At 63.5% G+C, this 23,433-nt stretch carries 20 protein-coding genes and 1 pseudogene; 9 read left to right on the top strand and 12 right to left on the bottom strand.

The genetic code is table 11. The annotated features are described in order from the left end of the window. Window positions 1-51: 51 nt before the first annotated feature. The 4 genes from ABD928_RS07490 to thrS all read right to left on the bottom strand — a co-directional run bounded on the left by ABD928_RS07490 (window position 52) and on the right by thrS (window position 6,083). Window positions 52-2,988, bottom strand: a complete 2,937-nt coding sequence (locus tag ABD928_RS07490) for a TonB-dependent receptor (protein ID WP_345167579.1) — start codon at window positions 2,986-2,988, stop codon at window positions 52-54. A gap of 174 nt (window positions 2,989-3,162) precedes the next feature. Next, the gene (locus ABD928_RS07485; RefSeq protein ID WP_187715652.1) at window positions 3,163-3,381 is read right to left on the bottom strand and encodes a hypothetical protein; all 219 of its coding nucleotides are present in this window, start codon (window positions 3,379-3,381) and stop codon (window positions 3,163-3,165) included. Between the two features lie 2 nt (window positions 3,382-3,383). Further along, window positions 3,384-3,929, bottom strand: a complete 546-nt coding sequence (infC, locus tag ABD928_RS07480; RefSeq protein ID WP_187715826.1) for a translation initiation factor IF-3 — start codon at window positions 3,927-3,929, stop codon at window positions 3,384-3,386. 123 nt (window positions 3,930-4,052) lie between these two features. Next, window positions 4,053-6,083, bottom strand: coding sequence for a threonine--tRNA ligase (gene thrS, locus ABD928_RS07475; protein ID WP_345167576.1), 2,031 nt, complete (start codon window positions 6,081-6,083; stop codon window positions 4,053-4,055). Window positions 6,084-6,203: 120 nt separating this feature from the next. Between thrS and ABD928_RS07470 the strand changes: the two are divergent. The 3 genes and pseudogenes from ABD928_RS07470 to ABD928_RS07460 all read left to right on the top strand — a co-directional run. Then, window positions 6,204-6,542, top strand: a pseudogene (locus ABD928_RS07470) (DUF898 family protein); the annotation flags it as partial. Window positions 6,543-6,604: 62 nt separating this feature from the next. Beyond that, window positions 6,605-7,261: a DUF898 family protein gene (locus ABD928_RS07465; RefSeq protein ID WP_345167573.1), complete on the top strand. Its 657-nt coding sequence runs from the start codon at window positions 6,605-6,607 to the stop codon at window positions 7,259-7,261. 9 nt (window positions 7,262-7,270) lie between these two features. Beyond that, complete coding sequence (locus tag ABD928_RS07460; protein WP_345167570.1) at window positions 7,271-8,329, top strand: M48 family metallopeptidase; 1,059 nt, start codon at window positions 7,271-7,273, stop codon at window positions 8,327-8,329. Window positions 8,330-8,522: 193 nt separating this feature from the next. Here the strand turns inward: ABD928_RS07460 and ABD928_RS07455 are convergent, their stop codons facing one another. The 4 genes from ABD928_RS07455 to dinB form a co-directional block, all read right to left on the bottom strand. After that, complete coding sequence (locus ABD928_RS07455) at window positions 8,523-9,212, bottom strand: GIN domain-containing protein (RefSeq protein WP_345167567.1); 690 nt, start codon at window positions 9,210-9,212, stop codon at window positions 8,523-8,525. A 34-nt stretch (window positions 9,213-9,246) separates the two neighbouring features. Continuing rightward, the gene (locus tag ABD928_RS07450; protein WP_345167564.1) at window positions 9,247-9,969 is read right to left on the bottom strand and encodes a head GIN domain-containing protein; all 723 of its coding nucleotides are present in this window, start codon (window positions 9,967-9,969) and stop codon (window positions 9,247-9,249) included. 125 nt (window positions 9,970-10,094) lie between these two features. After that, entirely contained in the window at window positions 10,095-10,634 is a 540-nt protein-coding gene (locus tag ABD928_RS07445; RefSeq protein WP_345167560.1) for a CarD family transcriptional regulator, read from the bottom strand. Between the two features lie 208 nt (window positions 10,635-10,842). Continuing rightward, window positions 10,843-11,925, bottom strand: a complete 1,083-nt coding sequence (gene dinB / locus ABD928_RS07440; RefSeq protein WP_223276583.1) for a DNA polymerase IV — start codon at window positions 11,923-11,925, stop codon at window positions 10,843-10,845. A 170-nt stretch (window positions 11,926-12,095) separates the two neighbouring features. Here dinB and sucC point away from each other — a divergent pair, with 170 nt between their 5' ends. Genes sucC through ABD928_RS07425 form a run of 3 tightly spaced genes read left to right on the top strand, consistent with a single transcriptional unit; the run spans window position 12,096 to window position 14,998 of the window. After that, the gene (sucC, locus tag ABD928_RS07435) at window positions 12,096-13,301 is read left to right on the top strand and encodes an ADP-forming succinate--CoA ligase subunit beta (RefSeq protein WP_187715659.1); all 1,206 of its coding nucleotides are present in this window, start codon (window positions 12,096-12,098) and stop codon (window positions 13,299-13,301) included. A 21-nt stretch (window positions 13,302-13,322) separates the two neighbouring features. Then, on the top strand, window positions 13,323-14,072 hold the full coding sequence (locus tag ABD928_RS07430; RefSeq protein WP_187715660.1) for an electron transfer flavoprotein subunit beta/FixA family protein: 750 nt from the start codon (window positions 13,323-13,325) through the stop codon (window positions 14,070-14,072). Next, on the top strand, window positions 14,069-14,998 hold the full coding sequence (locus ABD928_RS07425) for an electron transfer flavoprotein subunit alpha/FixB family protein (protein ID WP_345167553.1): 930 nt from the start codon (window positions 14,069-14,071) through the stop codon (window positions 14,996-14,998). Before ABD928_RS07430 ends, ABD928_RS07425 begins: the two co-directional genes overlap by 4 nt. Here the strand turns inward: ABD928_RS07425 and ABD928_RS07420 are convergent. Genes ABD928_RS07420 through ABD928_RS07410 form a run of 3 tightly spaced genes read right to left on the bottom strand, consistent with a single transcriptional unit; the run spans window position 14,995 to window position 17,797 of the window. Then, a complete protein-coding gene (locus ABD928_RS07420) occupies window positions 14,995-15,999 on the bottom strand; it encodes a histone deacetylase family protein (protein WP_345167550.1) in 1,005 nt (334 codons plus the stop codon). The genes ABD928_RS07425 and ABD928_RS07420 overlap by 4 nt on opposite strands. After that, on the bottom strand, window positions 15,996-17,210 hold the full coding sequence (gene nhaA / locus ABD928_RS07415) for a Na+/H+ antiporter NhaA (protein ID WP_345167547.1): 1,215 nt from the start codon (window positions 17,208-17,210) through the stop codon (window positions 15,996-15,998). The genes ABD928_RS07420 and nhaA overlap by 4 nt, the downstream gene beginning before the upstream one ends. 38 nt (window positions 17,211-17,248) lie before the next feature. Beyond that, complete coding sequence (locus ABD928_RS07410) at window positions 17,249-17,797, bottom strand: J domain-containing protein (RefSeq protein ID WP_345170168.1); 549 nt, start codon at window positions 17,795-17,797, stop codon at window positions 17,249-17,251. A gap of 59 nt (window positions 17,798-17,856) precedes the next feature. Here ABD928_RS07410 and ABD928_RS07405 point away from each other — a divergent pair, with 59 nt between their 5' ends. After that, the gene (locus ABD928_RS07405; RefSeq protein ID WP_187715662.1) at window positions 17,857-18,144 is read left to right on the top strand and encodes a BolA family protein; all 288 of its coding nucleotides are present in this window, start codon (window positions 17,857-17,859) and stop codon (window positions 18,142-18,144) included. 6 nt (window positions 18,145-18,150) lie between these two features. On the opposite strand, the gene ABD928_RS07400 is transcribed toward ABD928_RS07405, so the two are convergent. Next, entirely contained in the window at window positions 18,151-21,363 is a 3,213-nt protein-coding gene (locus ABD928_RS07400; protein ID WP_345167544.1) for an autotransporter outer membrane beta-barrel domain-containing protein, read from the bottom strand. A 268-nt stretch (window positions 21,364-21,631) separates the two neighbouring features. Here ABD928_RS07400 and ABD928_RS07395 point away from each other — a divergent pair, with 268 nt between their 5' ends. Beyond that, window positions 21,632-22,540 carry a pirin family protein gene (locus tag ABD928_RS07395; protein WP_187715663.1) on the top strand — a complete coding sequence of 303 codons (909 nt, stop codon included), beginning with the start codon at window positions 21,632-21,634 and terminating at the stop codon, window positions 22,538-22,540. Continuing rightward, window positions 22,537-23,421: an alpha/beta fold hydrolase gene (locus ABD928_RS07390; protein WP_345167541.1), complete on the top strand. Its 885-nt coding sequence runs from the start codon at window positions 22,537-22,539 to the stop codon at window positions 23,419-23,421. Before ABD928_RS07395 ends, ABD928_RS07390 begins: the two co-directional genes overlap by 4 nt. The last annotated feature ends 12 nt before the right edge of the window (window positions 23,422-23,433 follow it).

Here is a 23,433-nt window from a genome sequence, read left to right as displayed (position 1 = left end):
AGGGCCCGCCGTTTCCGGCGAGCCCTTCCCCCTTTTGACTGATGAACTGGCTTAGCCGCGTTCCGGCGCCGGCGGCGGCGGTGGCGGTGGCGGCGGCGGGGCCGGGCAGGCCTCGGTCGCCAGGATCACCGAACCGTCCGCGCAGGTCTGCGTGGCCGGCGGCGGCGGTGGCGGAGGCGGCGGGGGCGGCGGCTCGACAGCCGGAGCCTTGGACGCAGCGAACCGCCCGCGGAGGGTCACGCCGAAGGTGCGCGGCTCCGCAAGGTAGGACGAAAAGATCTGGCGGCCACCCGGGAACTGCGGGTCGGTGAACGGAGCACCGGTCGCGCCTTCCTGGAACGGCGAGTTGAACGCGACCTGCTGATAGTTCTTGTCGAACAGGTTCTGCGCCCACAGTTCGACTGCCCAATGGTCGCCCGGGCCGGAGATCCCGACGCGGCCGTTGACCACCGTGAAGCCGTCCTGTGACTTCTGCGGGAACAGGTCGGAGCCGGTGTTGTAGCCGCTGCTGTAGCGTGCATCGAGGTAGAACAGGCCGTGCACGCCGCCTCCGCCGATCGCCGGGGTCCAGGACGCGGATCCTGTGACGACCGTCGACGGTGCGTTCGATACGCGGCGGCCCGGCAGGCGGCGGAGCGCCTGGTTGAGCGGAGCGCCGTCGTCGGTGCCGACGAGGTTCTTGCGATATTTGGTGTCGGCGTAAGTGAAGCCGGCGGTCAGGTGAAGATCGCGAGCCATCCTGTATGACGCCTCAAGCTCGACGCCCTGAGAGCGGACACCCCAGCCCACGTCGTCCTTGTTGCACGAGCCGGTCGTCGAAGCGGCCGGATCGTAGTTGGGCGCGGTCGGGAACTTCGACTGGTCCTGGTCGGCACCGGCAAGATCCGTCTTACAGCCGTTGATGTTCTGCACGATGAAGACCGTGCCGTCGAACGTATTGAGCTGGAAGTTGCTGAAGTTCTGGCGGAACAGGGCGACGTTGAAGAGGAAGCCGCCGGCCGAGTATTTGCCGCCGAGTTCAAATGCATCGACGCTTTCCGGGTCGAACTGGAGCCGGCTGACGAGCGCCTGAGCACCACCCTGCGACGCGAAGGTGAAGATCGGGATCTTCAACGCCGATCGGTCGAGGTTGAAGCCGCCCGCCTTATAGCCGCGCGAGAAGCTGGCGTAGATCAGCGAGTCTTCGTTCGGCTTGTAGGACAGCACACCGGTTCCCGTCAGCTTGTGCTCGGACCGTTTGTCGCTGATCGACACGCCGTTGAGCTCTGCCGTGCTGTTGCCCTGGCAGCTGAGGCCGAGGATCGCCTGGATCGTCGGAGCCAGAGCGGCATTGCCGATCAGCGGAAGCAGCGACGCCTGGTTGAGCGTGCAGGCCGTGTTGTCGTTGCCGAAGGTCGCATCGAACTTCTTGCTCTCGTGAGTGTAGCGAAGGCCGATGGTCGCATCGAGATGGTCGGTGATATGGAAGATGTTGTGCGTGAACAGCGCCCAGTTCTTGCTGTTCTGCTTGTACGTATCCCCCGTCGAGCCCACGTCCGCCATCTGGTCGAGGCGATCAATCGCGGCGTAGATCAGCGGGCTCGCAGCACCGAACGCCGGTGGCCGTGCGGCCAGACAGCCGGCGGCGGCGGGGTTGAACAACGGTGACAGCGGGCTGCCAGTGACCAGGCGGCAGGTTGCGAAGCGGCCATACTGGTCGCCGAAGCGCAGCTGGTCCTTCAGCGTCAGGTCTTCGTTGGCGTAGTAACCGCCCACGAGCCAGTCGAGCTTGTCGTTGAACAAGGTGCCGTTGAGCCGAATTTCCTGGCTGAATGTCTCGAACTTGCGTGACGAGGTGCCGTCGTCCGGCCGGTAGAGGATATCGACCGTGCCGTAGTCGAAGTCGCCGCCCTGGTCGGCCTTGTAATAGCGCCAGCCGGTGATCGAGGTCAGTTCCGCTCCGCCGAGGTCGAACTTGCCCTCGAGCGAAACGCCGCCGTCCTTCGTCTTGCCGTTATAACCACGGCCCGGAGTGACCGATACGTTGCGGTTGAAACCGTCGGTGAAGCCGGCCGGATCCTGTCCGAGCGCTTCGAGAACGCGGATAATGTTGTTCTGGGTCGGGTCGAGCAGGCCGTCGACCTTGTCGTTCATCTTGTCGTTGACATAGACGGCGGCGCAGCAGCGCTCATCGCGCCAGGTGTAATCCCCGATCAGCCGGAAGCTGATGGCGTCGGTCGGCTCGAACAACAGCTGGCCGCGCGTGAAGATGCGGTTGCGATTGTTGATCGTCGTGTCGTTCGCAGCGTCGTCGTAGAAGCCGTCACGCTTGACGTAGACGACGTCCAGGCGGGCCGCCAACGTGTCCGTGAGCCCGCCGGTAACGCCACCCGCGAGGCGGCGCAGGTCGTAATTGCCGAGCGTCGCTTCGCCATAAGCCTCGAAATTGTACGAAGGCTTCTTGCTGATGATGTTCAGGAGGCCGGCGGAGGCGTTGCGGCCGAACAGGGTGCCCTGCGGTCCGCGAAGAACTTCCACGCGGTCGAGCTCGCCCATCTCGTTGAGGCCGATACCCGAACGCGAGCGGTAAACGCCGTCGATGAACACCGCGACCGAGCTTTCGAGGCCGGGGTTGTCGCCGACCGTGCCGATGCCGCGGATACGGGCGGAGCCGTTGGCTTCCGTACCGGTCGAGGAGACGAGCAGCGAAGGGGCAAGCTGGTTTAGCTGGCGGATATCGGTAACGCCTGAGTTCTGAAGCTCGCCGGCGCCGATCGCGGTCACGGCGATCGGAACGTCCTGGAGAACCTGGCGGCGGCCCTGCGCGGTGATGATGATCTCGCCCGAGTCGCCGGTGTCGTCGGCGGCAGCCTGAGCCTCGTCGGTGACGCCCGCCTGCTCGGTTGCTGACGGTTCGGTCGGCTGCGGTGCCGCCTGGTTATCCTGCGCGTAGGCGGGACATGAAAGGGCGACGAGGCCAGCCGATAGCAGCCACACGGACTTGCGCATGTATTTCCTCCCCTGTGCGCCGCTCTCCCTGCGGCGTGGATGGGGCAAGCTAATCCAGCAGCAATTGCAAGGAAAGCATGACTGCAACAATCACACGGCGTTGCTGCACAATTGCAACAGACCGGGTCGGTCAGCGAGGATGCCGTAGCGTAAGCTTAGCTTGGCAAATCCGAATCAGGCATAGCTTTCCAGGTAACCGCAACGCCTGCAGCGGTAGGTCGTCACCTCCAGCTTGTCTTTGCCGCGAATCTTGAGGCCCGTCCAAATGCTGGTCTCGGCTTCGCCGAGCACCCAGCGAGGGACGGTGCGCTTTCCATAGCCTTCGTCGATGATGAAGCCGCGCTCCATCGTCCCCTGGCAACGGATGCAGGTAAGCGAACCCGGCCCGGCCATGCTTATTTGGGCGCCAGCACCATCAGCATCTGGCGGCCTTCCATGCGCGGGTGCGCTTCGACCTTGGCCATTTCGGCGGTTTGCTCCTGGACCCGGCGGAGGACGTTCATCCCCAGCTCACCGTGCGCCATCTCGCGGCCGCGGAAGCGCATGGTAACCTTCACCTTGTCGCCTTCCTCAAGGAACTCGAACACCTTGCGCATCTTCACGTCATAGTCGTGATCGTCGATGTTCGGACGCATCTTGATCTCCTTGATCTCCTGCGTCTTCTGCTTCTTGCGCTGCTCGTTGGCCTTCTTCTGCGCTTCATACTTGAAGCGGCCGATATCGAGGAACTTGGCGACGGGCGGATCGGAATTCGGAGAAATCTCGACGAGGTCGAGGCCGACCTCTTGAGCCTGCTCGAACGCTTCGCGCGTAAACATCACGCCCAGGTTTTCGCCGTTTTCGTCAATCACCCGGACCTTCTGGGACTGGATGAATTCGTTGTAGCGAGGGCCGGTGAATTGCGGCGGGGTCTGCGCTCGGCGCGGATAGGGCGGGGGTATAGTCTAATCTCCGAATGTTGGTTGAATTCGCGCGACGTAAGCATTTCGCGCCCGCTTTGAAAGTGCGAGCGCCCGGAGCGCGTCATTTTTGCCGCCACCTGTGGCGAAGAGTCGTCAGGCGGCTCAACGCTTCAGATCGGGCGGAATCGCTTCTTCGGCGATCATCGCGATCGCCTCGTCGACAGACATGACAAGCTGCCTTTCCTCGGATCCTAGACGGCGAATGGCGACCGTTCCCTCCTCGGCCTCGCGCTTTCCGACGACTAACAGCAGCGGAACCTTCTTCAGCGAATGCTCGCGCACCTTGTAGTTGATCTTCTCGTTGCGAAGGTCGGTCTCGATCCGGATCCCAGCCGCTTCAAGCCGGGACGCCACCTGCTTCGCGTAATCGTCGGCGTCCGACACGATAGTTGTGACGACCGCCTGCACCGGCGCCAGCCAGAGCGGGAACTTGCCGGCATAATGCTCGATCAGGATTCCGATGAACCGCTCGTACGATCCGAAGATCGCCCGGTGCAGCATGATCGGACGATGCTTGGCACCATCCTCGGCAATGTAGGTCGCGTCGAGCCGCTCGGGCAGCACGCGATCCGACTGGATTGTCCCGACCTGCCAGGTCCGCCCAATAGCATCGGTCAGGTGCCACTCGAGCTTGGGAGCGTAGAACGCGCCTTCTCCGGGCAGCTCTTCCCAGCCGAATTCTTCGGTTGCCATGCCGGCCGCGACAACGGCGTCTCGAAGCTCGGCTTCGGCCTTGTCCCAGTCCTCGTCGCTTCCGAACCTCTTGTCTGGGCGTAGCGCCAGCTTCACGCCATAGCCTGAGAAGCCGAGGTCCTTGTAGACGCGGTCCGCAAGCTCGCAGAACGCGCGAACTTCCTCGACGATCTGGTCCTCGCGGCAGAAGATGTGCGCATCGTCCTGGGTGAATTGCCGGACGCGCATCAGCCCATGGAGCGCGCCGTGCGGCTCGTTCCGGTGGCAGCTGCCATTCTCATAGAAGCGGATCGGCAGCTCGCGGTAGCTGGTGATGCCCTGCTTGAAGACCAGAACGTGGCCCGGGCAGTTCATCGGCTTCAACGCCATCAGGTCGGCTTCGCCTGACAGGATCGGAGCCTCGTCCTCCTGTCCGTCCTCCGGCGCGTGCGGGATTTCGTCCGGCACGACGAACATGTTCTCGCGATACTTGCCCCAGTGACCGGAGCGCTCCCACTGCCTCGCGTCCATCAACTGCGGAGTCTTGATTTCCTGGTAGCCCGCCTCGTCGATGCGACGGCGCATATAGGCTTCCAGCGCGCGCCAGATGACGAAACCGTTCGGATGCCAGAACACGCTGCCGTGCGCCTCCGCCTGCAGATGGAACAGGTCCATCTCCTGGCCGATCTTGCGATGGTCGCGCTTAGCCGCTTCCTCCAGCCGGACCAGATAGGCATCGAGCTGCTTCTTGTTGAGCCACGCCGTTCCGTAGATGCGGCTGAGCATCGGGTTCTTGGGGTCGCCGCGCCAGTACGCGCCCGACACGCGGGTCAGCTTGAACGCGTTGGGATCGAGCTTGCCGGTCGACGCGAGGTGCGGCCCGCGGCAAAGGTCGATCCAGTCGGCCGGCCCATGTCCGGTCTTGTACATGGTGATCGGCTCGCCCTCGGGAAGCTCCATCACCCATTCGGCCTTGAACGTCTCACCATGGTCGATGAAGAACTGGCGCACACGTTCGCGGTCCCAGACTTCCCGGACGAGCGGCTTGTCGGCGGCAATCACGCGCCGCATTTCCTCCTCGATCGCGGGCAGATCCTCGTCGGTGAACGGCCCGCGCCCCGGCGCTGGAGCAAAGTCGTAATAGAAGCCGTCGTCGGTCGCCGGGCCGAAGGTAATCTGCGTGCCCGGGAAGATGTTCTGCACCGCTTCCGCAAGCACGTGCGCGAAGTCGTGCCGCACCAGCTCCAGTGCGTCCTTTTCATCCCGCGAAGTGATCAGCGCGAGGTTCGAATCTCCCTCGAACGGGCGCATGATGTCGCGCACTTCGCCATCGATCTTGGCGGCAAGCGCGGCCTTGGCCAGCCCCGGTCCGATCGCGGCAGCAACGTCCGCGGGCGTCGAACCCTCGGGCATCTCCCGCACCGAACCGTCGGGAAGCGCGATCTTGAACATCTTGGTCATGCGCCGTGCATGTAGCGATGCTGCGCTGCACCCTCAACCGCAGGCCAAAGTGCAACTTGCCAACCGGCGAAACTTGTTTCAGCTTGCCTGCGCTCGGGGGACAAACGGGGGTTTAGTTCCATGGACGCGCCGGCTTCTGCGGCGGCCGATAACGGCCGTGCGATTGAGTTTACTGGAACTCTTCGGGAGTTCATTCCGATCGCGGCGTCCAACGCCGCACTCACTATCGTCACTCTGTTCGTTTACCGATCCTGGGCGAAGGCTCGCGAGCGACGCTACCTTTGGAGCAGGACTCGTTTCATCGACGATCAGCTTCAATGGACCGGCTCCGGGTTGGAGATGTTCATCGGCTTCGTGATCATTGCCCTGCTGCTTGGCCTCGTTGGACTGCTTTTTGCGCTCGGCCTGCCGGCGATCGCCGTCCGTGTTGGGCCAGGCTGGATGTTCGCGGCCGTCCTCGCTCTATATATAGGGGTTTCTTTCTCTTTGGGCTCGCCCGGTTCCGGGCCATTCGGTACCGATTGTCGCGGACATGGTGGCGTGGAATTCGCGGAGGAAGCAACGACGGCGGGTGGAACTACGCCCGAAAGGCGATCGGATATTATCTCGTCACCTTTCTACTGGGCGGAATTTTCTACCCTTGGGCACAGGCCAAATTATGGAACGAGCGCTGGCGTAAGATGTCGTTCGGCCCCTACGACTTTCACTCCGATATGACTCCGGAAGACACGAAGGGACCATTCTTCATCTTCTGGGCGGTGATCGTGATCGGAAGCCTGATAAGCGGCTTCGCTGCGATAGCGACCGCGAGGGAAGGCACGCCTGGCGGCTCCCCGATTATTACCCTGTTGTTCTATTGCGCGGTGGGAGTGGCGTACGTCAACTTCCTTACGCACTATTACAAGGCCGCGGTCGAATGGATGAGCATTGGTGACATCACGTTCCAGTTCGACGCCGACTTCAAGGACTGGATGGGGTTCTACTTGCGGACGATCGGTCTCACAATCGTCACGATCGGCTTCGCCATTTTCGTCTACAATTTTCGCAAATGGCAGTTCATCACCAGCCATTTGAACGCGTTCGGTACGGTTGACGTGGACCAGTTGATCCAGTCGCAGACCGTCGCGCCGAGAGAAGCCGAGGGATTCCTCGACGCTCTCGATATCGGCGCCTTTTAGGTCCGGGGCGTGTCGCAGCAGGCGTCCCTGTTCGACGGGACGAGTGCTCGATCCTATGCGGTGACCGTGGCGGCGGGTGACGGCGTTCTCAAGCTAAGCCGCGATAGCGGATGGGACGACGAGGTCCCGCTTCGGCTTATCGGCAAGCTCAGCGAGGATCCGCAGCGCATCCGGCTTGGCCGGAATGACGCGCCCGGCTGGTCCCTGATCCTCGACAAACCGGTCGAAGACGACCTCCTTGCCCTTATCCCCAAGGGCGATGGCTACGGAAGATGGATCGATCGGATAGGGCTGATGCCGGCGATCGCCGTTTGCGCCGTTGTGACCGCGGTCGTTGTCGGCATCGGATACGTCGCCCCGCACTGGGTCGCTCCGTACGTTCCGATGAGCTGGGAGCGAAAGCTCGGCAATGCAATGGTTGGGGATTTCGGATCCAGCAAATGCGACGATCCGGCAGGTCAGGCAGCGCTCGAAAAGCTTGCGGAAACGCTGGAGCCGGGCGCTACTGAGGGGCCTGATCGGGTCAGGATTGTTGCGCTCGACTTTCCGATCTTCAATGCGGTGGCCTTGCCGGGGGGAAACATCGCCGTCTTCAAGGGTGCGCTTGATGATGTCGATGATCCTGATGCGCTCGCCGGCATCGTTGCCCACGAAATCGCTCACGTCCGCCGACGGCACGTGACGGAAGCGCTAATCCGCCAACTCGGCATCGAAGCCCTGATCAGCATGTTCGCTGGAACCACTGTCTCCAATGCCGAGCAACTGCTTTCGCTCAGCTATAGTCGTGCTCACGAGACGGAAGCGGACAGCGACGCCATTGCAATGCTCGGCAGAGCAAGCATTTCACCAGGGCCAACCGGCAATCTATTCCTGAAGCTCGCTAAGGAGCAGGGCGAGGAACCGGGCCTCACTGGCGAATTCCTTGACAGTCACCCGTTGAGCCGAACTCGGGCCAAGCGCTTCATCGATTCCGTGCGAAAAGAGACAACCTATCGTCACGTGCTGTCTGAGGAAGACTTCAACGTTCTGAGGAGGATGTGCGATCCGAAGGACGGCATTTCAAAGTGAAGGCACGGCCGTTACGAGACGGCCGCGCCTAAGTTTCCAGTCGAAATTCTGCGCTGTTCCCTAGAACAGGACGATCAAAAGGATGATCAACAGAATGAGACCGCCGATACCGATATACATCGCTTCGCTCCCATGTTCTTGGCTTGGGAGGGGTAACGAATTGCAGGCGAGTGAAGTTCCGGATCGGTTGAAGTCAGCAGCCTGAAATCACCGCCGAGCCCTGTGTCGTTACGGTGCATGCGGCGCCTCCCGACAAGTCGACGGTCGACACCCCGCGCGCGTCAATCTTGACGCTATTGCTGACGTTGACGCGGACCTGGGCGGGGCCTTCGGCGCCCACCGTCGCGTCCTTCACGGCGAGGCCGGAAGCGTCGAGCGATGAAGTTCCGCGGACGATGGCCGTCAGCTTCGGAGCCGTCCCGGCGAGCGAGACTGTGCCGACCCCGCTGATCCCGACCTTGAGCTGGTCGACGTTCGCGTTGGCGATGGCGGCCGATCCCGACCCCTGGATGGAAATGTCGAGGCTGAGGCCCTTGACCTTGTCGACCGAGAGCGCGCCCGGCCCGTTGACCCAGATCGCCGCGAGGTCCTGCGTCCCAACGCTGATCTCGACTGGACCTGTCCCCTTCCCGGGATAGCCGCCCCACGACGAAGGATTGCCGCGCACGACCAGGGTCTGCCCCTGTTGGTCGATGGACACGGCGTCGATCGCCGCTGCTGAACCGCTGACCGTCGCGAACGGCGACACGCCGGTAGTGAGCCGTACCTTGTACGGCCCGTCGATCCGGATCTTGTTGAAGCTGGTGACGCTGAGCGTCCGGTCCGCGGCCAGCGCCGGCTGGGCGATGGCTGCAGCGCAGATGGCGAGAATGGCGGTCTTCATGCCGCCACTCTCGCCCGACATGGTTAAGATGTCACTATGAGCAGCGAGCGTTTCCGGAACCCGCCTTGGAAATGGTGCACTTGGCGCCGCCAGTCAGGTCGACGTCGCCCGATCCCATGATGCTAACCGATGCGGTGCCGGTGGCTTGCGCCTGCACGCCGCCGGAGCCGGCGACGGAAACCGAAGCAGTTTCCGCGGCAACGCCTTTGGCGTCGATCCCGCCCGACCCGGCGATTCCGTAATCGGCACTTTTTGCGCGGCCGCCGCTGGCCCGTGCATTTCCCGACCCGGCAATGTCGAGCTTCAGGGTGCCAACCTCAACCTGGCCGACTTGCAAATTGCCCGAGCCCGCAATCGCGCCCGAGAAGCTGTCGCCGGCGACCTTGTCGATGTCGATGTTCCCCGATCCGGCAAGCTCTGCGGCGCGAAGGCTTGGGACCGTTACCGTCAGCGCAATCTTGCCATGATGCGATCCCCAGCCCCAGCTCATCTTCTGCTTGGGGCGGACGACGAGTGATCCGTTCTCGACGGTGATTTCGAGATTGTCGATGGCCTTCTGGTCGCCGCGCGCGTGTACGCTCGGCGCGCTGCCGGTCGTCACGCTAGTGTCGTACGAACCGGCCAACTCGATCCTGTCGAAGTTTCCGACCTGGTAATCGCGGTCGATGACCGGACCGCCGTCGGCGCTTCTCGCCGCGCTGCATCCGGCCGCTACCAGCGCCGAAGCCAAGACACCAAGAGCAATCGCGCGTCGCATCTGATCCTCCCATTTTTGCCGTGTTAGCGACCTAATACACCAATGCACGCCGATAGAGCAAGTCCAAAAGAAAAGGGCGCGCCCGGAAGGACGCGCCCTTGTTCTTTCAGCGGAAGCGAAACGCTTTAGGCGTTCGCGACTTCCTTCGGCTTGTGGTGGATCACCGCAGCTTTGTTGAGGATGTCGAGGATCTTCGCCAGCGCAGCCTTTTCATCGGTCTGCTCCATGGCGCCGAGCTCACGCGCGAGGCGCGAGGAGGCGGCCTCGAAGATCTGACGCTCGGAATAGCTCTGCTCCGGAGCATCGTCCGGGCGGAACAGGTCGCGGGTCACTTCCGCGATCGAGGTCAGGTCGCCGGAGTTGATCTTCGCTTCGTACTCCTGGGCGCGGCGCGACCACATGGTGCGCTTCACCTTGGGCTTGCCCTTCAGGGTTTCGAGCGCGTCCTTCATGGTCTTGTCGGACGACAGCTTGCGCATACCGACCGAGTCCGCCTTGAGGACGGGAACGCGGAGGGTCATCTTTTCCTTTTCGAAACGCAAAACGTACAGATCCAGCCGGGTGCCGGCGATCTCGGTGCTTTGCAGTTCGACAACGCGGCCAACACCATGCTTGGGGTACACCACATAATCGCCAACATCGAAGCTGAGCGCTTTCGCTGCCATTGCTATCCTTTCCGTTGCGACACTGTGAGCCGACACGTCTCTCTCGTATCGTCCCCCATAACGACCCGTCGCGGTCGCGGCTCCGTGCCTGATTTCGGTCCTGCAAAAATGGCCTCCGCCGGTCGCGGGGGCCTCTGTTACAATTTTATATCACAACTTATCTGGAAAAACCACCCCAACGCCTTTTGTTAACCCAATCTATCCCCAGCTAAATCGCCAATCCGAGCTGCCTAGGCGGTTCGACTTCTCCCTCGACAAGATTGTGTAGGCCAAGACCCAGTAACCGGATGCCTTTGGGCACGGGAAACAGGGCTGCCAGCAGGACCTGGCCGGCTTCAGTAAAGCTCGACAGTTCCTCGATCGGCGCTGGGAAGCTTTTCGAGCGAGTGATGTTGGTGAAGTCGCCGAATTTGACCTTGAGGGTCACCGTCCGGCCCGTGACATCGGCGCGCTCGACCCGCGCCCAGGCGTAACCGGCGATGCGCTCAAGCTCACTTGCGAGCCTATCGGGATCGGTCAAATCCTCGTCGAACGTTCGCTCCGCGCTGACCGACTTGTAGGGGCGGTCGGAGCAGACTTCGCGATCGTCGATCCCTCGGCTGATCCGCCAGTACCAGTGTCCCGAGCTGCCGAACCGCAGCTCCAGTTCGGCTAGGCTACGCTCCTGCAAGTCGGCGCCGGTCATGATGCCCATGCCTTCGAGCTTGCGTGCAGTCACCGGGCCGATGCCGTGGAACCGGGAGACGGGAAGCGCGGCTATATAGGCCTGTGCGCGTTCCGGCGTGATTACGCACAGGCCGTCTGGCTTGTTCTGGTCGGATGCGAGCTTGGCGACGAACTTGCAGTAGGACACGCCGGCCGAAGCCGTCAGCCCGGTCTCCTCGCGAATGCGCCGGCGAATTTCCTCAGCCGTCGCCCGGGCGGTGCCGAGACCTAGCCGGTCCGCGGTCACGTCGAGATAAGCTTCGTCGAGGCTCAGCGGTTCGATCAGGTCGGTGTAATCGGCGAAGATCGCGCGGATCTGGTGCGACACCTCGCGATAGACGTCGAAGCGGGGCTTCACGAAAATGAGGTCGGCGCACCGGCGTTTCGCCGTGACCGATGGCATGGCAGACCGAATGCCGAACTTGCGCGCCTCGTAGCTCGCCGCCGCCACGACGCCGCGATGCCCGCCGCCGACCGCCACCGGCTTGCCCCTCAGCTCCGGATTATCGCGCTGCTCGACCGACGCGTAGAAGGCGTCCATGTCGATATGGATGATCTTGCGGACGGGCTTGTCGGACTCGGACACGGCCGGAAACTTCTGTCTTACAGGCGCGACCTGAGTCTAGCGTGTCTTCACGTGCAAAGTACGGAACGACGAAAGCCAGAAACGACCGCCGTTACTGCGAACATTGGGAACATTCGGGCGAAAGGCCGACTTTGCATCGGCAGGCCCAATCTGCTTAAGGGCGGCGCGAAATGAACATCCACGAGTATCAAGCCAAAGAGCTGCTTGCGAAGTTCGGCGTGCCGGTTCCCGCCGGCTACGCCGCCATGTCCGTTGATGAAGCGGTCGATGCCGCGAAGAAGCTGCCGGGACCGCTCTGGGTCGTGAAGGCTCAGATCCACGCCGGCGGCCGCGGCAAGGGTAAGTTCAGCGAGCTCGGGCCCGATGCCAAGGGCGGCGTTCGCCTCGCCAAGTCGGTCGAGGAAGTCCGCGCCAATGCCGAGGAAATGCTCGGCAAGACGCTCGTCACCATCCAGACCGGCGCGCAAGGCAAGCAGGTCCAGCGCCTCTACATCACCGACGGCGTCGACATTGCGAAGGAATTCTACCTCGCTCTGTTGGTCGATCGTGAAACCGGCCGCATTGCCATCGTCGCCTCGACCGAAGGCGGCATGGACATCGAGAAGGTCGCTCACGACACGCCCGAGAAGATCGAGACGCTGACGGTCGATCCGGCGACCGGCCTGATGCCGCACCACGGCCGCGCCGTTGCTGCCGCGCTCGGGCTCAGCGGCGATCTCGCCAAGCAGGCGGGCAAGCTTCTTCCGCAGCTCTACAATGCGTTTATCGGCACCGACGCATCGCAGATTGAGATCAACCCGCTCGCCGTTACCGAGGACGGCAAGCTGTTGGTGCTCGATGCCAAGGTCGGCTTCGACAACAATGCCGAATTCCGCCACCCGGACATCCAGGAACTGCGCGACCTCACCGAAGAGGACCCGATGGAGATCGAGGCGTCGAAGTACGACCTCGCCTACATCAAGCTCGACGGGAACATCGGCTGCATGGTCAACGGCGCGGGCCTCGCCATGGCGACGATGGACATCATCAAGCTGAACGGCGCGTTCCCGGCAAACTTCCTCGACGTCGGCGGCGGCGCTTCGAAGGAAAAGGTCACCGCGGCCTTCAAGATCATCCTCAGCGATCCGGCCGTAAAGGGCATTCTCGTCAACATCTTCGGCGGGATCATGCGCTGCGACATCATCGCCGAAGGCATTGTTGAGGCGGCCCGCGAGGTCGACCTGAAGGTGCCGTTGGTCGTTCGTCTCGAGGGCACGAACGTCCAGCAGGGCAAGGACATCTTGGCGATGAGCGGGCTTCCGATCATCGCTGCCAACGACCTTGGCGATGCGGCGAGGAAGATCGTCGCCGAGGTCAACCAGGCGGTTCCCGCCTGAGCATTCTGGGAGAGTGAAGCGATGAAGGTGCTGGTCGCCGTAAAGCGGGTGATCGACTACAACGTGAAGCCGCGCGTCAAGATGGACGGCACGGGCGTCGATCTCACCAACGTCAAGATGAGCATGAACCCTTTCGACGAGATTGCCGTCGAAGAGGCGATCCGCCTCAAGGAAAAGGGCGTCGCGACAGAAATCGTCGCGGTGTCGATCGGTCCGGCCAAGGCGCAGGAAACGCTCCGTACCGCGCTGGCGATGGGCGCCGACCGGGCCATCCTCGTCCAGACCGACGAAGAGGTCGAGCCGCTCGGCGTCGCCAAGATCATTGCCAAGATTGCCGGCGAAGAGCAGCCGGAGCTGGTCATCCTCGGCAAGCAGGCGATCGACGACGACAATAACGCCACGGGCCAGATGCTGGCCGCGCTGCTTGGCTGGCCGCAGGGCACGTTCGCTTCGAAGCTCGATCCGTCGGGCGGCGAGGTCAGCGTCACACGCGAGGTCGACGGCGGTCTCGAAACCGACAAGCTGAAGCTTCCGGCGGTGATCACCACCGACCTTCGCCTCAACGAGCCGCGTTACGCCTCGCTGCCGAACATCATGAAGGCCAAGTCGAAGCCGCTGGCGACGAAGACGCCCGAAGAAATCGGCGTCGACATTGCGCGCCGCCTCGAAACGCTGAAGGTCGCCGAGCCGGCCAAGCGCCAGGCCGGCGACAAGGTCGGCTCGGTGGACGAGCTGATCGGCAAACTCAAGACGTTGGGAGTGGTGGCATGAAGACGCTCGTTTACGTCGAGCACGAGGGCGGCCAGATCAAGGATGCCACGCTCGCAGCCGTCACCGCCGCTTCGAAGCTCGGCGAAGTCCATGCGCTCGTCGCCGGCAGCAATGTCGGTGCCGTAGCAGAAGCAGCGACCAGGATCGCCGGCGTCGGCAAGGTGCATGTCGCCGACGGCGCACATTTAGACCACGGCCTCGCCGAGAACGTGGCGCCCGTCGTCGCAAAGCTCATGGAGACGCATGACGCGTTCGTTACTCCGGCTACGACCACGGGCAAGAACCTCGCCCCGCGCGTCGCCGCTTTGCTCGACGTGATGCAGATTTCCGAAGTGCTTTCGGTCGAGGACGAGAACACCTTCACCCGCCCGATCTACGCCGGCAATGCGATTGCGACCGTGCGGTCGAAGGACGCCAAGAAAGTGCTGACCGTGCGCGGCACCGCTTTCGAGAAGGCTGCTCGCGAAGGCGGCAGCGGCTCGGTCGAGAATGTCGACGCTGGCAGCGATTCCGGCTCCAGCAGCTTCGTCGGCGTCGAAGAGTCGAAGAGCGATCGGCCGGAACTGACCAGCGCCAAGATTATCGTCTCCGGTGGCCGTGCATTCGGTTCGTCGGAGCAGTTCCACGCTCTCCTCGATCCCCTCGCTGACAAGCTCGGCGCAGGAGTCGGCGCCAGCCGCGCGGCGGTCGACGCGGGCTATGCCCCGAACGACTATCAGGTCGGCCAGACCGGCAAGATCGTCGCTCCCGAGGTCTACATCGCGATCGGCATCTCCGGCGCGATCCAGCACCTCGCGGGCATGAAGGATTCGAAGGTCATCGTCGCCATCAACAAGGACGAGGAAGCCCCAATCTTCCAGGTCGCGGACATCGGTCTCGTCGGCGACCTCTTCAAGATCGTCCCGGAACTGACCGAGAAGCTCTAGAATCCGCTGAGGAACCCCCCGACGTTGTCGCCGAGCGCATCGACCGCGTAGCCGCCCTCCATCACAATGACGGTGGGCAGTCCGAGCGAAGCGATGCGTTGCGCCATCGGCGCATAGTCACTGGTCTTAAGCTTGAAATGACTGATCGGATCCTCCTCGTAGGTGTCGGCGCCATAGGAGACGACGAGCAGCCCAGGGTCGTGGCTCGCTATGCGTTCAAGCGCGGCGGCGAGCGCGGGCTGGTACCCACTCCATCCGGTTCCTCGCGGTAGCGGGAGGTTGAGGTTGGCGCCTTCGCCAAGACCCGATCCGGTCTCATCGGCGTGACCCCAGTAGTACGGATAGTCCATCACCGGATCGGCGTGGATCGAGACGTAAAGCACGTCGGATCGCTCGTAGAAAATGTCCTGCGAGCCATTGCCGTGGTGATAGTCGACATCGAGGATCGCCACGCGTGCCTCACCGGCCGCGATCGCATGCTCGGCGGCGATGGCGGCGTTGCTGAGGTAGGAATAGCCGCCAAGGTAATCGCGGCCGCAATGGTGACCCGGCGGGCGGCAAAAGGCGAAGGCCGAACGCTCGCCGCCGAGCACTGCCTCGGTTGCGGCAAGTGCGGTTTGCGCCGCCCAATAGGACGCCTCCCAGGTTCCCGGGCCGATCGGTGTCGACGTGTCGAAACTGTACCGCCCGAGCAGGGCATCGATGCGGCTGAGTTGAAGCGGCCGCCGCCGGACGACCGGGAAGGTGTAAGGAAAGGCGTCGCCTTCGCGGCCTGCCTGCAGCCACTGGTCATGGGCCGACTTCAGGAAGTCGACATAGTCGACGGAATGGACCCGCAGGATCGGATCGAGACCGAAATCCGCTGGCGCGCGGGTTGAACCGATGGGTCCCAGAATTGCGGTCACCCGTCCTTCGTGTTCCGCGGCCGGATAGACGGCGCCGTTGAAGAACTCCCCTGTCGGGACATGCGCGCGTTGCCGATCGTCCCAGATGCATCTCATTGTTCGTCCTCCGGCTGGTCGCCGCCGAAGATCTCCCGGGCTTCGGAGGACTCCGCTTCGTCGGCCGCCTGATGGGCGGTGAAATGCAGCACGGCGTAGCCGAGCAGGGCCGACAAGAGCGATCCGGTCAGCGTTCCGATCTTCGCTGCCTCGACCTCCGCAGGCGACGACGGGAAGGCGAGGGCGCCGATAAAAAGGCTCATCGTGAAGCCGATGCCGCAGAGTACCGAGGCCCCGTAGAGCTCGGACCAGCGGGCATGATCCGGCTTCGAGGCGGCGCCCGCCTTGATCGTGATCCAGATCGCGCCGAACACACCAATCTGCTTGCCGAGGAACAGGCCTGCGGCGATTCCGATCAGAACCGGGTTAGCAAGGTCGACGCCGCGCAGGGCTACACCCGCGCTGGCCAGTCCGAACAGCGGCATGATCCCGAACATCACCCATGGATGCAGCCCATGCTCGAGGCGCTTGAGCGGCGATCGCTTTTCGCCTCTGCCAAGCGGTATTGTAAGAGCCGCGAGCACGCCTGCGACCGTCGCGTGAATTCCCGACGCAAGCATGAAATACCACAGCAGCGCGAAGCCGATCAGGTAGGGCCAGAGCCTGCGCACGCCGAACAGGTTCATGGCGGCCATGCCTGCGAGGATAACCGCCTCGGTGCCGATTGCGATCGCGCTCAGGTCAGCGGTGTAGACGAGGGCGATGATGATCACGGCGCCAATGTCGTCGACGACGGCGATGGTGACGAGCAACAGCTTGACCGCTGGATTGGCCCGGGCGCCCAGCAAGGCAAGGGCGCCAACGGCAAAGGCGATGTCGGTTGCGGACGGGATCGCCCACCCGCGCATCAGCGCCGGCTCGAAGCCGGTGACCAAGAGGTAGATGAGAGCCGGAACCGCCATGCCCGCTGCCGCGGCAACAAAGGGGAGACGCCTTTGCGCAGCGGTAGCCAGGCGGCCATCGTACCACTCGCGCTTCACCTCCAGCCCGACGAGCAGGAAGAAAATCGCCATTAGCCCGTCTGATATCCAATGGTGCACCGACATCACGCCGACGTGCGGCATCGGCGGCCCGACCTTCGCATCGAGGACGGCATGATACGCATGGCTTGCGCCGGAATTGGCGAGGACCAGCGCCACCGCCGCCGCCGCGATCAGCAGCAGGCCGGCGAATTTTTCCTGTCTCTGGAGGGCACTCGGGTCTTCGGCCATCGCCGCTTAATGGGCGAGCGGCCGAGCCTTGGAAAGAGTCAGGCGAAGGCTACGGACTTGCGTAGAAGCTGGTAAGCCTCAATCACCTCGCCGAGCCGCGCTTCGTGGCTTCGGTCGCCGCCATTGCGATCCGGATGGAAGCGGCGGACCAGCCTCGAATAGCGGCTTCGAACCGACTTCAGATCGGCGTCCTCGCCAAGGCCGAGCACGGACAGGGCCCGCTGCTCGCCTTTCGTGAAACGTGACGCCGCTTGGGGCTGCGACCGGCGGAATCGCCCCGAAATGGCGTCGAGAGGGTCCGCGAAATCGCTCCACGACGGCGCCGGATCGGAACCGGCATGCGCGAAGGCCCTCGTCGCGCGTTCCCATCCCGCATACGGCGTCTGCGCCTCGGCGATCTCCTCGGCGCTCATCCCGTCGAAGTAATTGTACTTGGCGTTGTGCATGCGCACGTGCTCGAGGCACAGGAACCGCCAGGTCCCCGGACCGTCGAAATTGGCCGCTTGCAGCGGAGCCTTGAATTCGCCTGGCTGGTCGCATCCGGGAACCGCGCAACGGTCCCTCGCGCCTTCGACCCGGCCATGCATTCTGGGATGATTGGACGCCACTCACTTCCTCGTTCGATCAGCCGTCATATATAGGAGCGATGGACACGACCGCTACCGGACCCGTCGCAACTGAAATGCTGGCGCGGCTCAATTCGGCGCTTTCGCCGACTTTCATCCAGCTCACCGACTACAGCGAGAAGCATCGCGGGCACGGCGGCTACAATGCCGCGGGCGAAAGCCACTTCTCGCTTGAGATCGAAAGCGCCGCCTTCGCCGGCAAGTCACGGGTCGATCGGCAGCGGCTGGTCTACAAGGCGCTTGGCGACCTGATGCGGGAACGGGTGCACGCGCTCCAGATCAGAGCGCGCGCACCCGGTGAGGCTTGACGAAGGCTAGAAGCTGAACTGAAGCCCGAGCCGGCCGCCAAGCGAGACCTTGTCCTGCTGGTCCTCGGCGTTGAGTTCGCCGGTGACCGCCAGTCCGTCGCCGCCGCCCGTCAGCCTGAAGCCGGCCAGCCAGCCGCTGGTCCGATCTTCCGGAGTCAGCGTAAACGGCGTGCCATTGGCAAAGTGAGCGGTGGTCGCGCCGAGCTTGCCGCTCAGGATCTGGCGATGCCCGCCTTCCAGCTCGACACGGAGGAAGCCGTCGCCGGCTTCACGCGCCCGGACGATCTCATAGCCCAGCGCCACGGTTCCGCTGGCCGCGGTCTCGTCGCTCTTTCGGCTGTCCACGATCAGGTCGAACGCGGTTCCGCCGCCGGTCTCGGTGTAGCCCTTCTCGCTCAGCGAAAAATGCTCGATCGTTGCGGTTGGGCGGATCGAGAAATTGCCGAACCGGGCGTCGTAGGAGACGCCGGCTGCGACCGAGTAGAGGGTGCCCTTCCACTCGCCCTGCGCTTCACGTGTGACGGTCTGGCCATTTACCACACCGCTGAAGAACCGCGTCCCGTCGAAGTCCAGCCTGCCGAGCGTGCCGCGCGCATAGGCTCGGATCGGGCCCCAGGTGCCGCGCCAGTAGACGCCGCCTTCGTACTGGCTGCTGACCAGCTCGTCATTGGCAACGTCGCGCTTGTCCCTCCCGGCAAGGTAAGCGAGCGATCCTCCGACGTTCCCGAATGACCCAAGGCTCGTCTCGACTCCGCCCGATGCGCCCCAGCCGCTGACATCGTAGGACGACGTGGCGCCGATCGACTTGCTGCTGCCCCAGGCAACCTGCTGCAGCCAAAAGCCGAGTGCGCCGCGCTGAATGACAGGCGCTTCGGGGTCGGTGAAGATCTTGTTGGTCAGGCGCGAGCCCTTGGTCGCGGTCTCGAATGCACCGCCGCTGTGATCGGGCAACATCTGTTGAAGCGACGTCCGAAGCTCGGTGCTGTTGCTCGCTCCGAGGAAGACGCCGGCGACGCCCTGATCAGAGTCCGCTGCGCCAAGGACGGCGTTGAGCACCGAACCTTCCGACGCATTGAGGCCGAGCTCGCTCGCAGTCTTCTGGCGGATGGTCACTGACACTTCGTTGGGCGTCGTCGTGACCAGGCTGCTGTCGAAGAGGAACGGGATCGAGTTGACCGAAGTCACCAGATTGCCCGCGCCGGTCAGCGTGCCTGCCTGGATAACCTTGTATGTCCCCGCGACGCCGCCGAGCGACAGAAGCTTGACGTCGAGGGACGTGCCCGCGCCGAAGTTTGCTGCTCCCGTGATGTTGTAGAGGGTCGATTGGTGGGTGGAGGAATCGATCGTCACCCCGATCCCTGAGCCTGCACCGGTCGTCAGCGATGCCAGACCGACGGTCCCGAGGTTCGTCGCCTGCAGCTTGGTGCCCGCGCCGAGATTTACCGCGAGACCAGCGCTTCCGCTGAGCTGACCGGTGAAGATCGACGTGCCGGTGAGGGTCAGAGTATCGGCACCGCCACCGAAATTCACGTTGCCGTTGAAGGCCGACGTTCCGCTCAGCTGGAGCGTGTCGGAGCCTGCGCCAAAATCGACCGCCCCGTTCATGACCGCATCGCCCGACAGCAGCAGCTGATTATTGCCGGCGCCGAACTTCGCTGTGCCGTTGACCTTGCCGTCCGCGATATCGAAGACGTCGTTCCCATTTCCGAACAGCATGGTGCCGTCGATCGTCGGCGCGGACGCGGTGGCCGCGACGGCGAGCTGACGGACCGTCACGCCGGAACCATTCGCTCGAAGATCGAAGGCGATTGCCTTGTCGCCGAGCGTCGCCGCATTGCCGACGCTGATCGCGCCGCTGTTTTCGATCAGCGAGACGGTGCCTGCATTATCGATGATCGCGGTTGCCGTTCCGTCCGATCCGCCACGGCCGGCAAGGATCGCGCCGCTGTTTTTGATCGTGCTGACGTTGGCGCCGGCATCGATCGCGATCGCCGTTGCACCGGTGGATGCGGTGCCGCCGCCAGCCGCCGCGACCGATCCGGAAACCTCAATCACCGGCACCGTCGCTCCGGATCCGATGCGAATGCCGGTGGCATTGGCGTTGGTCGCGCTGGCACCGACCGATCCGGAGATGGTCATTCCGCCTGTGACGTTCACCGACTGGCCAAGTCCGCCGATCACGATGCCGTTGCCGGCGACGCCGCTGTAGAGGCCGTTTGCAGTCACGGAGCCCTTCATGACGAACCCGCGCCCGCCCGAATTCGCGACGGCGCCGATGGTCGTGGCCTGGGTCGACGATCCGACGACGACCGCCGGCGCCGCTCCGAGCGAAATGATCGTCGCGGTGGTTTCTTGCGCGTCGGGAACGCCGTCGGCGTCCTCGTCATCGTTGTTGGGGATGTTGTCGGCGGGCTTCTTGTCGAAGAGGATTCCACCCGCGACGTTGCCGCCAATGACGAGGGCCGACCCGCCCTGAAGCAGGTCGTCGGCATCGAGCTTCGACGTGTCGTTCGGAACGGTGGTGTAGCGGTAACCCGTGGTCTGGATCGTGTTCTGAATGACCAGCGCGCCGCCGATATTGCCGTTCAGCGCGACGCCGACGCTGTTGCCGCCCTGGACCGTGATCGTACCCTTCGAAAGGGTGACGTTGCCGCTGACGTTCCCAGCCTTGATGCCATAGCTGTCGTTGCCGAGGATGGTGATCGAGCCGCTGCTGACCAGGTTGCCTGTCAACGGGCCGTCGAGAGCGATGCCGGCCGACTGATTGCCTTCGATGGTGATCGATCCGCTATTGGTGATGTTGCCGGTGAAGGCGCCAAGCGCATGGATGCCGAAGCGGCCGGACCCTTGTGCGAACAGTCCGTCGATGTCGCCGTCATTGTCGGTGTCGGTCGCAGTGTACGTTTCGTCGATGGTGATCGAGCCGCTGTTGGTGATTTCACCAGTCACGCTCGGGTTGGCGACGATACCTGCGCTATTGTTGGCGCCAGTGATCTGGATCGTGCCTTCGTTGCGCACGTAATTGTTGCTGTTGAGTGTGACTCCGATGCCGCTGGTTGGCTTGACCGAACCGGTTGACGAGATGCGGATGTCGCCGGAAGCGCTGGTCGACTGCGGCGTCGTGACTGCAGTGGAGATGACCGTTTCAGCGTTGGCCGGGACTGCCGCCGTTGCGGCTGCGATTGCCCCCAGACCTGTAGTTGCAAGAAGAAGACGCATGCGGAAATTGCCCTTTTTTCTTGCCGCGGCGCACGAACCCCGGCGTGTCTTTCGAACGTGAGTCAGCGATCCGGGAAACGGGGTTTCCCGGCACGAGCCAAACGGAATGAAAGGGCCAAGCGGCGGCCGCCGCCTGTCGCCCCCCAAGCAGCGTGGGTCTAAGCCGTGGCCGCCTGAAGGCCACATGAACAATCGTTAAGGGTATGAAATGACTTGCAAAGTTGCGCGGGACTTCTCCGCGACGGCTTGGAAGCGTAGGGCGGGAGGCATGGACGACACGCTCGATTCAGCCATTGCGGCGACGATTGCCCCGGTCACCCACGACCTGGGCGGATTCAAGGTCCACCGGACGCTTCCGAGCAAGCAGCGGACGATGGTCGGGCCCTTTATCTTCTTCGACCAGATGGGCCCCGCACGGCTCGGCGTCGGGGACGGCATCGACGTTCGTCCACACCCGCACATCAACCTGGCAACGGTGACCTATCTCTTCGCCGGCGCGATCGATCACCGCGACAGCCTCGGCACGTTTCAGCGGATCGAGCCGGGCGCCGTGAACCTGATGACAGCCGGACGCGGAATCTCGCATTCCGAGCGGTCGCCGGCCGAGGAGCGGGCCGCCGGACCTTCGCTCGACGGGATCCAGACCTGGCTGGCGCTCCCGCAGGCGAAGGAAGAAGTGGACCCGGGTTTCGAACATACCGCCGCAGGGGCGCTGCCGGTCGCGGAGGGCGATGGCGTCCGCCTGCAGCTGATCATGGGCGAGGGCTTCGGCCTTGCGTCTCCGGTGACCCAGCATTCGCCGACGATTTACGCCGCGATCACTATGTCCCCGGGCGCGGCGCTGATGATCGATCACCCGGCGGACGAGCGCGGACTGTACCTGATCGAAGGCGACGCGACGATCGACGGAGAGCCGCTTTCGCAACGGTATATGACCCTGCTGCGACCAGGCATTCTTCCGCTGCTGACGTCGCAAGGCGGCGCGCGGCTGATGCTGTGCGGTGGCGCGCCGATGGACGGTGAGCGCCACGTCTGGTGGAACTTCGTTTCCTCGCGTCGCGACCGGATCAACGAAGCCAAGCGGGCCTGGCGAGCAGGCGAGTTCGCGCTTCCGCCCGACGACCACGACGAGTTCATTCCGTTGCCCGAGGTGCCGCTGACGGTCAGCTATCCGTGACGGAGATTCGGCGGGTCGGCCTGTCCACGGGCGTGACGCTCAACGTCGCTTTCGCGGGTCCGGAGGACGCGCCGGCGGTCATTCTGCTTCACGGCTTCCCGGAATCGCACCGGACCTGGCGCGAGGTCGCGCCACGGCTGGAAGACACATTCCGGCTGATCATGCCGGACCAACGCGGGTTCGCCGGGTCCGACCGGCCAATGGACGCAAGCGATTATGCGACCGACAAGCTGGTCGACGACATCTTCGCCCTTGCCGAGACGGTGGGGCTGGAGAGCTTTGCGCTCGTCGGTCACGACTGGGGTGGGGCAATCTCCTGGCCCGCGGCTCTGCGCAACGACCCGCGGCTGACCAAGCTCGCGATCGTCAACGCGCCACATCCCCTGATCTTCCAGAAGAGCGTGATCGAGGATGCCGGTCAGCGCGCCGCGTCCCAATACATCACCTGGTTCCGCACGCCCGGCGCGGAGAAGGCGATCGAAGCGATGGGCAACGAGGCGTTCTTCGAGAAGAGCTTCGCCAAGCACGCCGACCTTGGCCTGATTTCGGAGGAAGAGAAGCGGCGGTACATTGCGGATTGGTCGCAGCCGGGCGGCATGTTGCCGATGCTGAACTGGTACCGGGGCAGCAAGCTGATCATCCCGCCGACGGACGCTACGATGCCGGTGCCGGATTTCCTGCTCCGCGCGTTTCCGAAGATTCACGTTCCGACCTTGGTCATTTGGGGGATGAAAGACTCGGCTTTGCTTCCGCTGCAGCTCGAGGGGCTCGATGACCTCGTCGACGACCTGCGGGTCGTGAAGCTCCCCGAGACCGGCCATTTCGCGCCGTGGGAAGCAAGCGAGCAGGTGGCGGCCGCGCTTCGGGACTTTCTCGCCTGAGCCAGCACCGCT

This window comes from Sphingomonas daechungensis, assembly GCF_039543105.1.
In the GTDB taxonomy this organism is placed as follows: domain Bacteria; phylum Pseudomonadota; class Alphaproteobacteria; order Sphingomonadales; family Sphingomonadaceae; genus Sphingomicrobium; species Sphingomicrobium daechungense.
Note: the sequence above shows the minus strand (reverse complement) of the source record. Positions and strands in the feature narration are given on the sequence as shown.

What these genes read in the sequence shown, in the direction of transcription:
- ABD928_RS07490 (WP_345167579.1), bottom strand. Translation starts at nt 2,988, where the DNA reads ATGCGCAAGTCCGTGTGGCTGCTATCGGCTGGCCTCGTCGCCCTTTCA.
- ABD928_RS07485 (WP_187715652.1), bottom strand. Translation starts at nt 3,381, where the DNA reads ATGGCCGGGCCGGGTTCGCTTACCTGCATCCGTTGCCAGGGGACGATG.
- thrS (WP_345167576.1), bottom strand. Translation starts at nt 6,083, where the DNA reads ATGACCAAGATGTTCAAGATCGCGCTTCCCGACGGTTCGGTGCGGGAG.
- ABD928_RS07455 (WP_345167567.1), bottom strand. Translation starts at nt 9,212, where the DNA reads ATGAAGACCGCCATTCTCGCCATCTGCGCTGCAGCCATCGCCCAGCCG.
- ABD928_RS07450 (WP_345167564.1), bottom strand. Translation starts at nt 9,969, where the DNA reads ATGCGACGCGCGATTGCTCTTGGTGTCTTGGCTTCGGCGCTGGTAGCG.
- ABD928_RS07445 (WP_345167560.1), bottom strand. Translation starts at nt 10,634, where the DNA reads ATGGCAGCGAAAGCGCTCAGCTTCGATGTTGGCGATTATGTGGTGTAC.
- sucC (WP_187715659.1), top strand. Translation starts at nt 12,096, where the DNA reads ATGAACATCCACGAGTATCAAGCCAAAGAGCTGCTTGCGAAGTTCGGC.
- ABD928_RS07430 (WP_187715660.1), top strand. Translation starts at nt 13,323, where the DNA reads ATGAAGGTGCTGGTCGCCGTAAAGCGGGTGATCGACTACAACGTGAAG.
- ABD928_RS07425 (WP_345167553.1), top strand. Translation starts at nt 14,069, where the DNA reads ATGAAGACGCTCGTTTACGTCGAGCACGAGGGCGGCCAGATCAAGGAT.
- ABD928_RS07420 (WP_345167550.1), bottom strand. Translation starts at nt 15,999, where the DNA reads ATGAGATGCATCTGGGACGATCGGCAACGCGCGCATGTCCCGACAGGG.
- nhaA (WP_345167547.1), bottom strand. Translation starts at nt 17,210, where the DNA reads ATGGCCGAAGACCCGAGTGCCCTCCAGAGACAGGAAAAATTCGCCGGC.
- ABD928_RS07410 (WP_345170168.1), bottom strand. Translation starts at nt 17,797, where the DNA reads ATGCATGGCCGGGTCGAAGGCGCGAGGGACCGTTGCGCGGTTCCCGGA.
- ABD928_RS07405 (WP_187715662.1), top strand. Translation starts at nt 17,857, where the DNA reads ATGGACACGACCGCTACCGGACCCGTCGCAACTGAAATGCTGGCGCGG.
- ABD928_RS07400 (WP_345167544.1), bottom strand. Translation starts at nt 21,363, where the DNA reads ATGCGTCTTCTTCTTGCAACTACAGGTCTGGGGGCAATCGCAGCCGCA.
- ABD928_RS07395 (WP_187715663.1), top strand. Translation starts at nt 21,632, where the DNA reads ATGGACGACACGCTCGATTCAGCCATTGCGGCGACGATTGCCCCGGTC.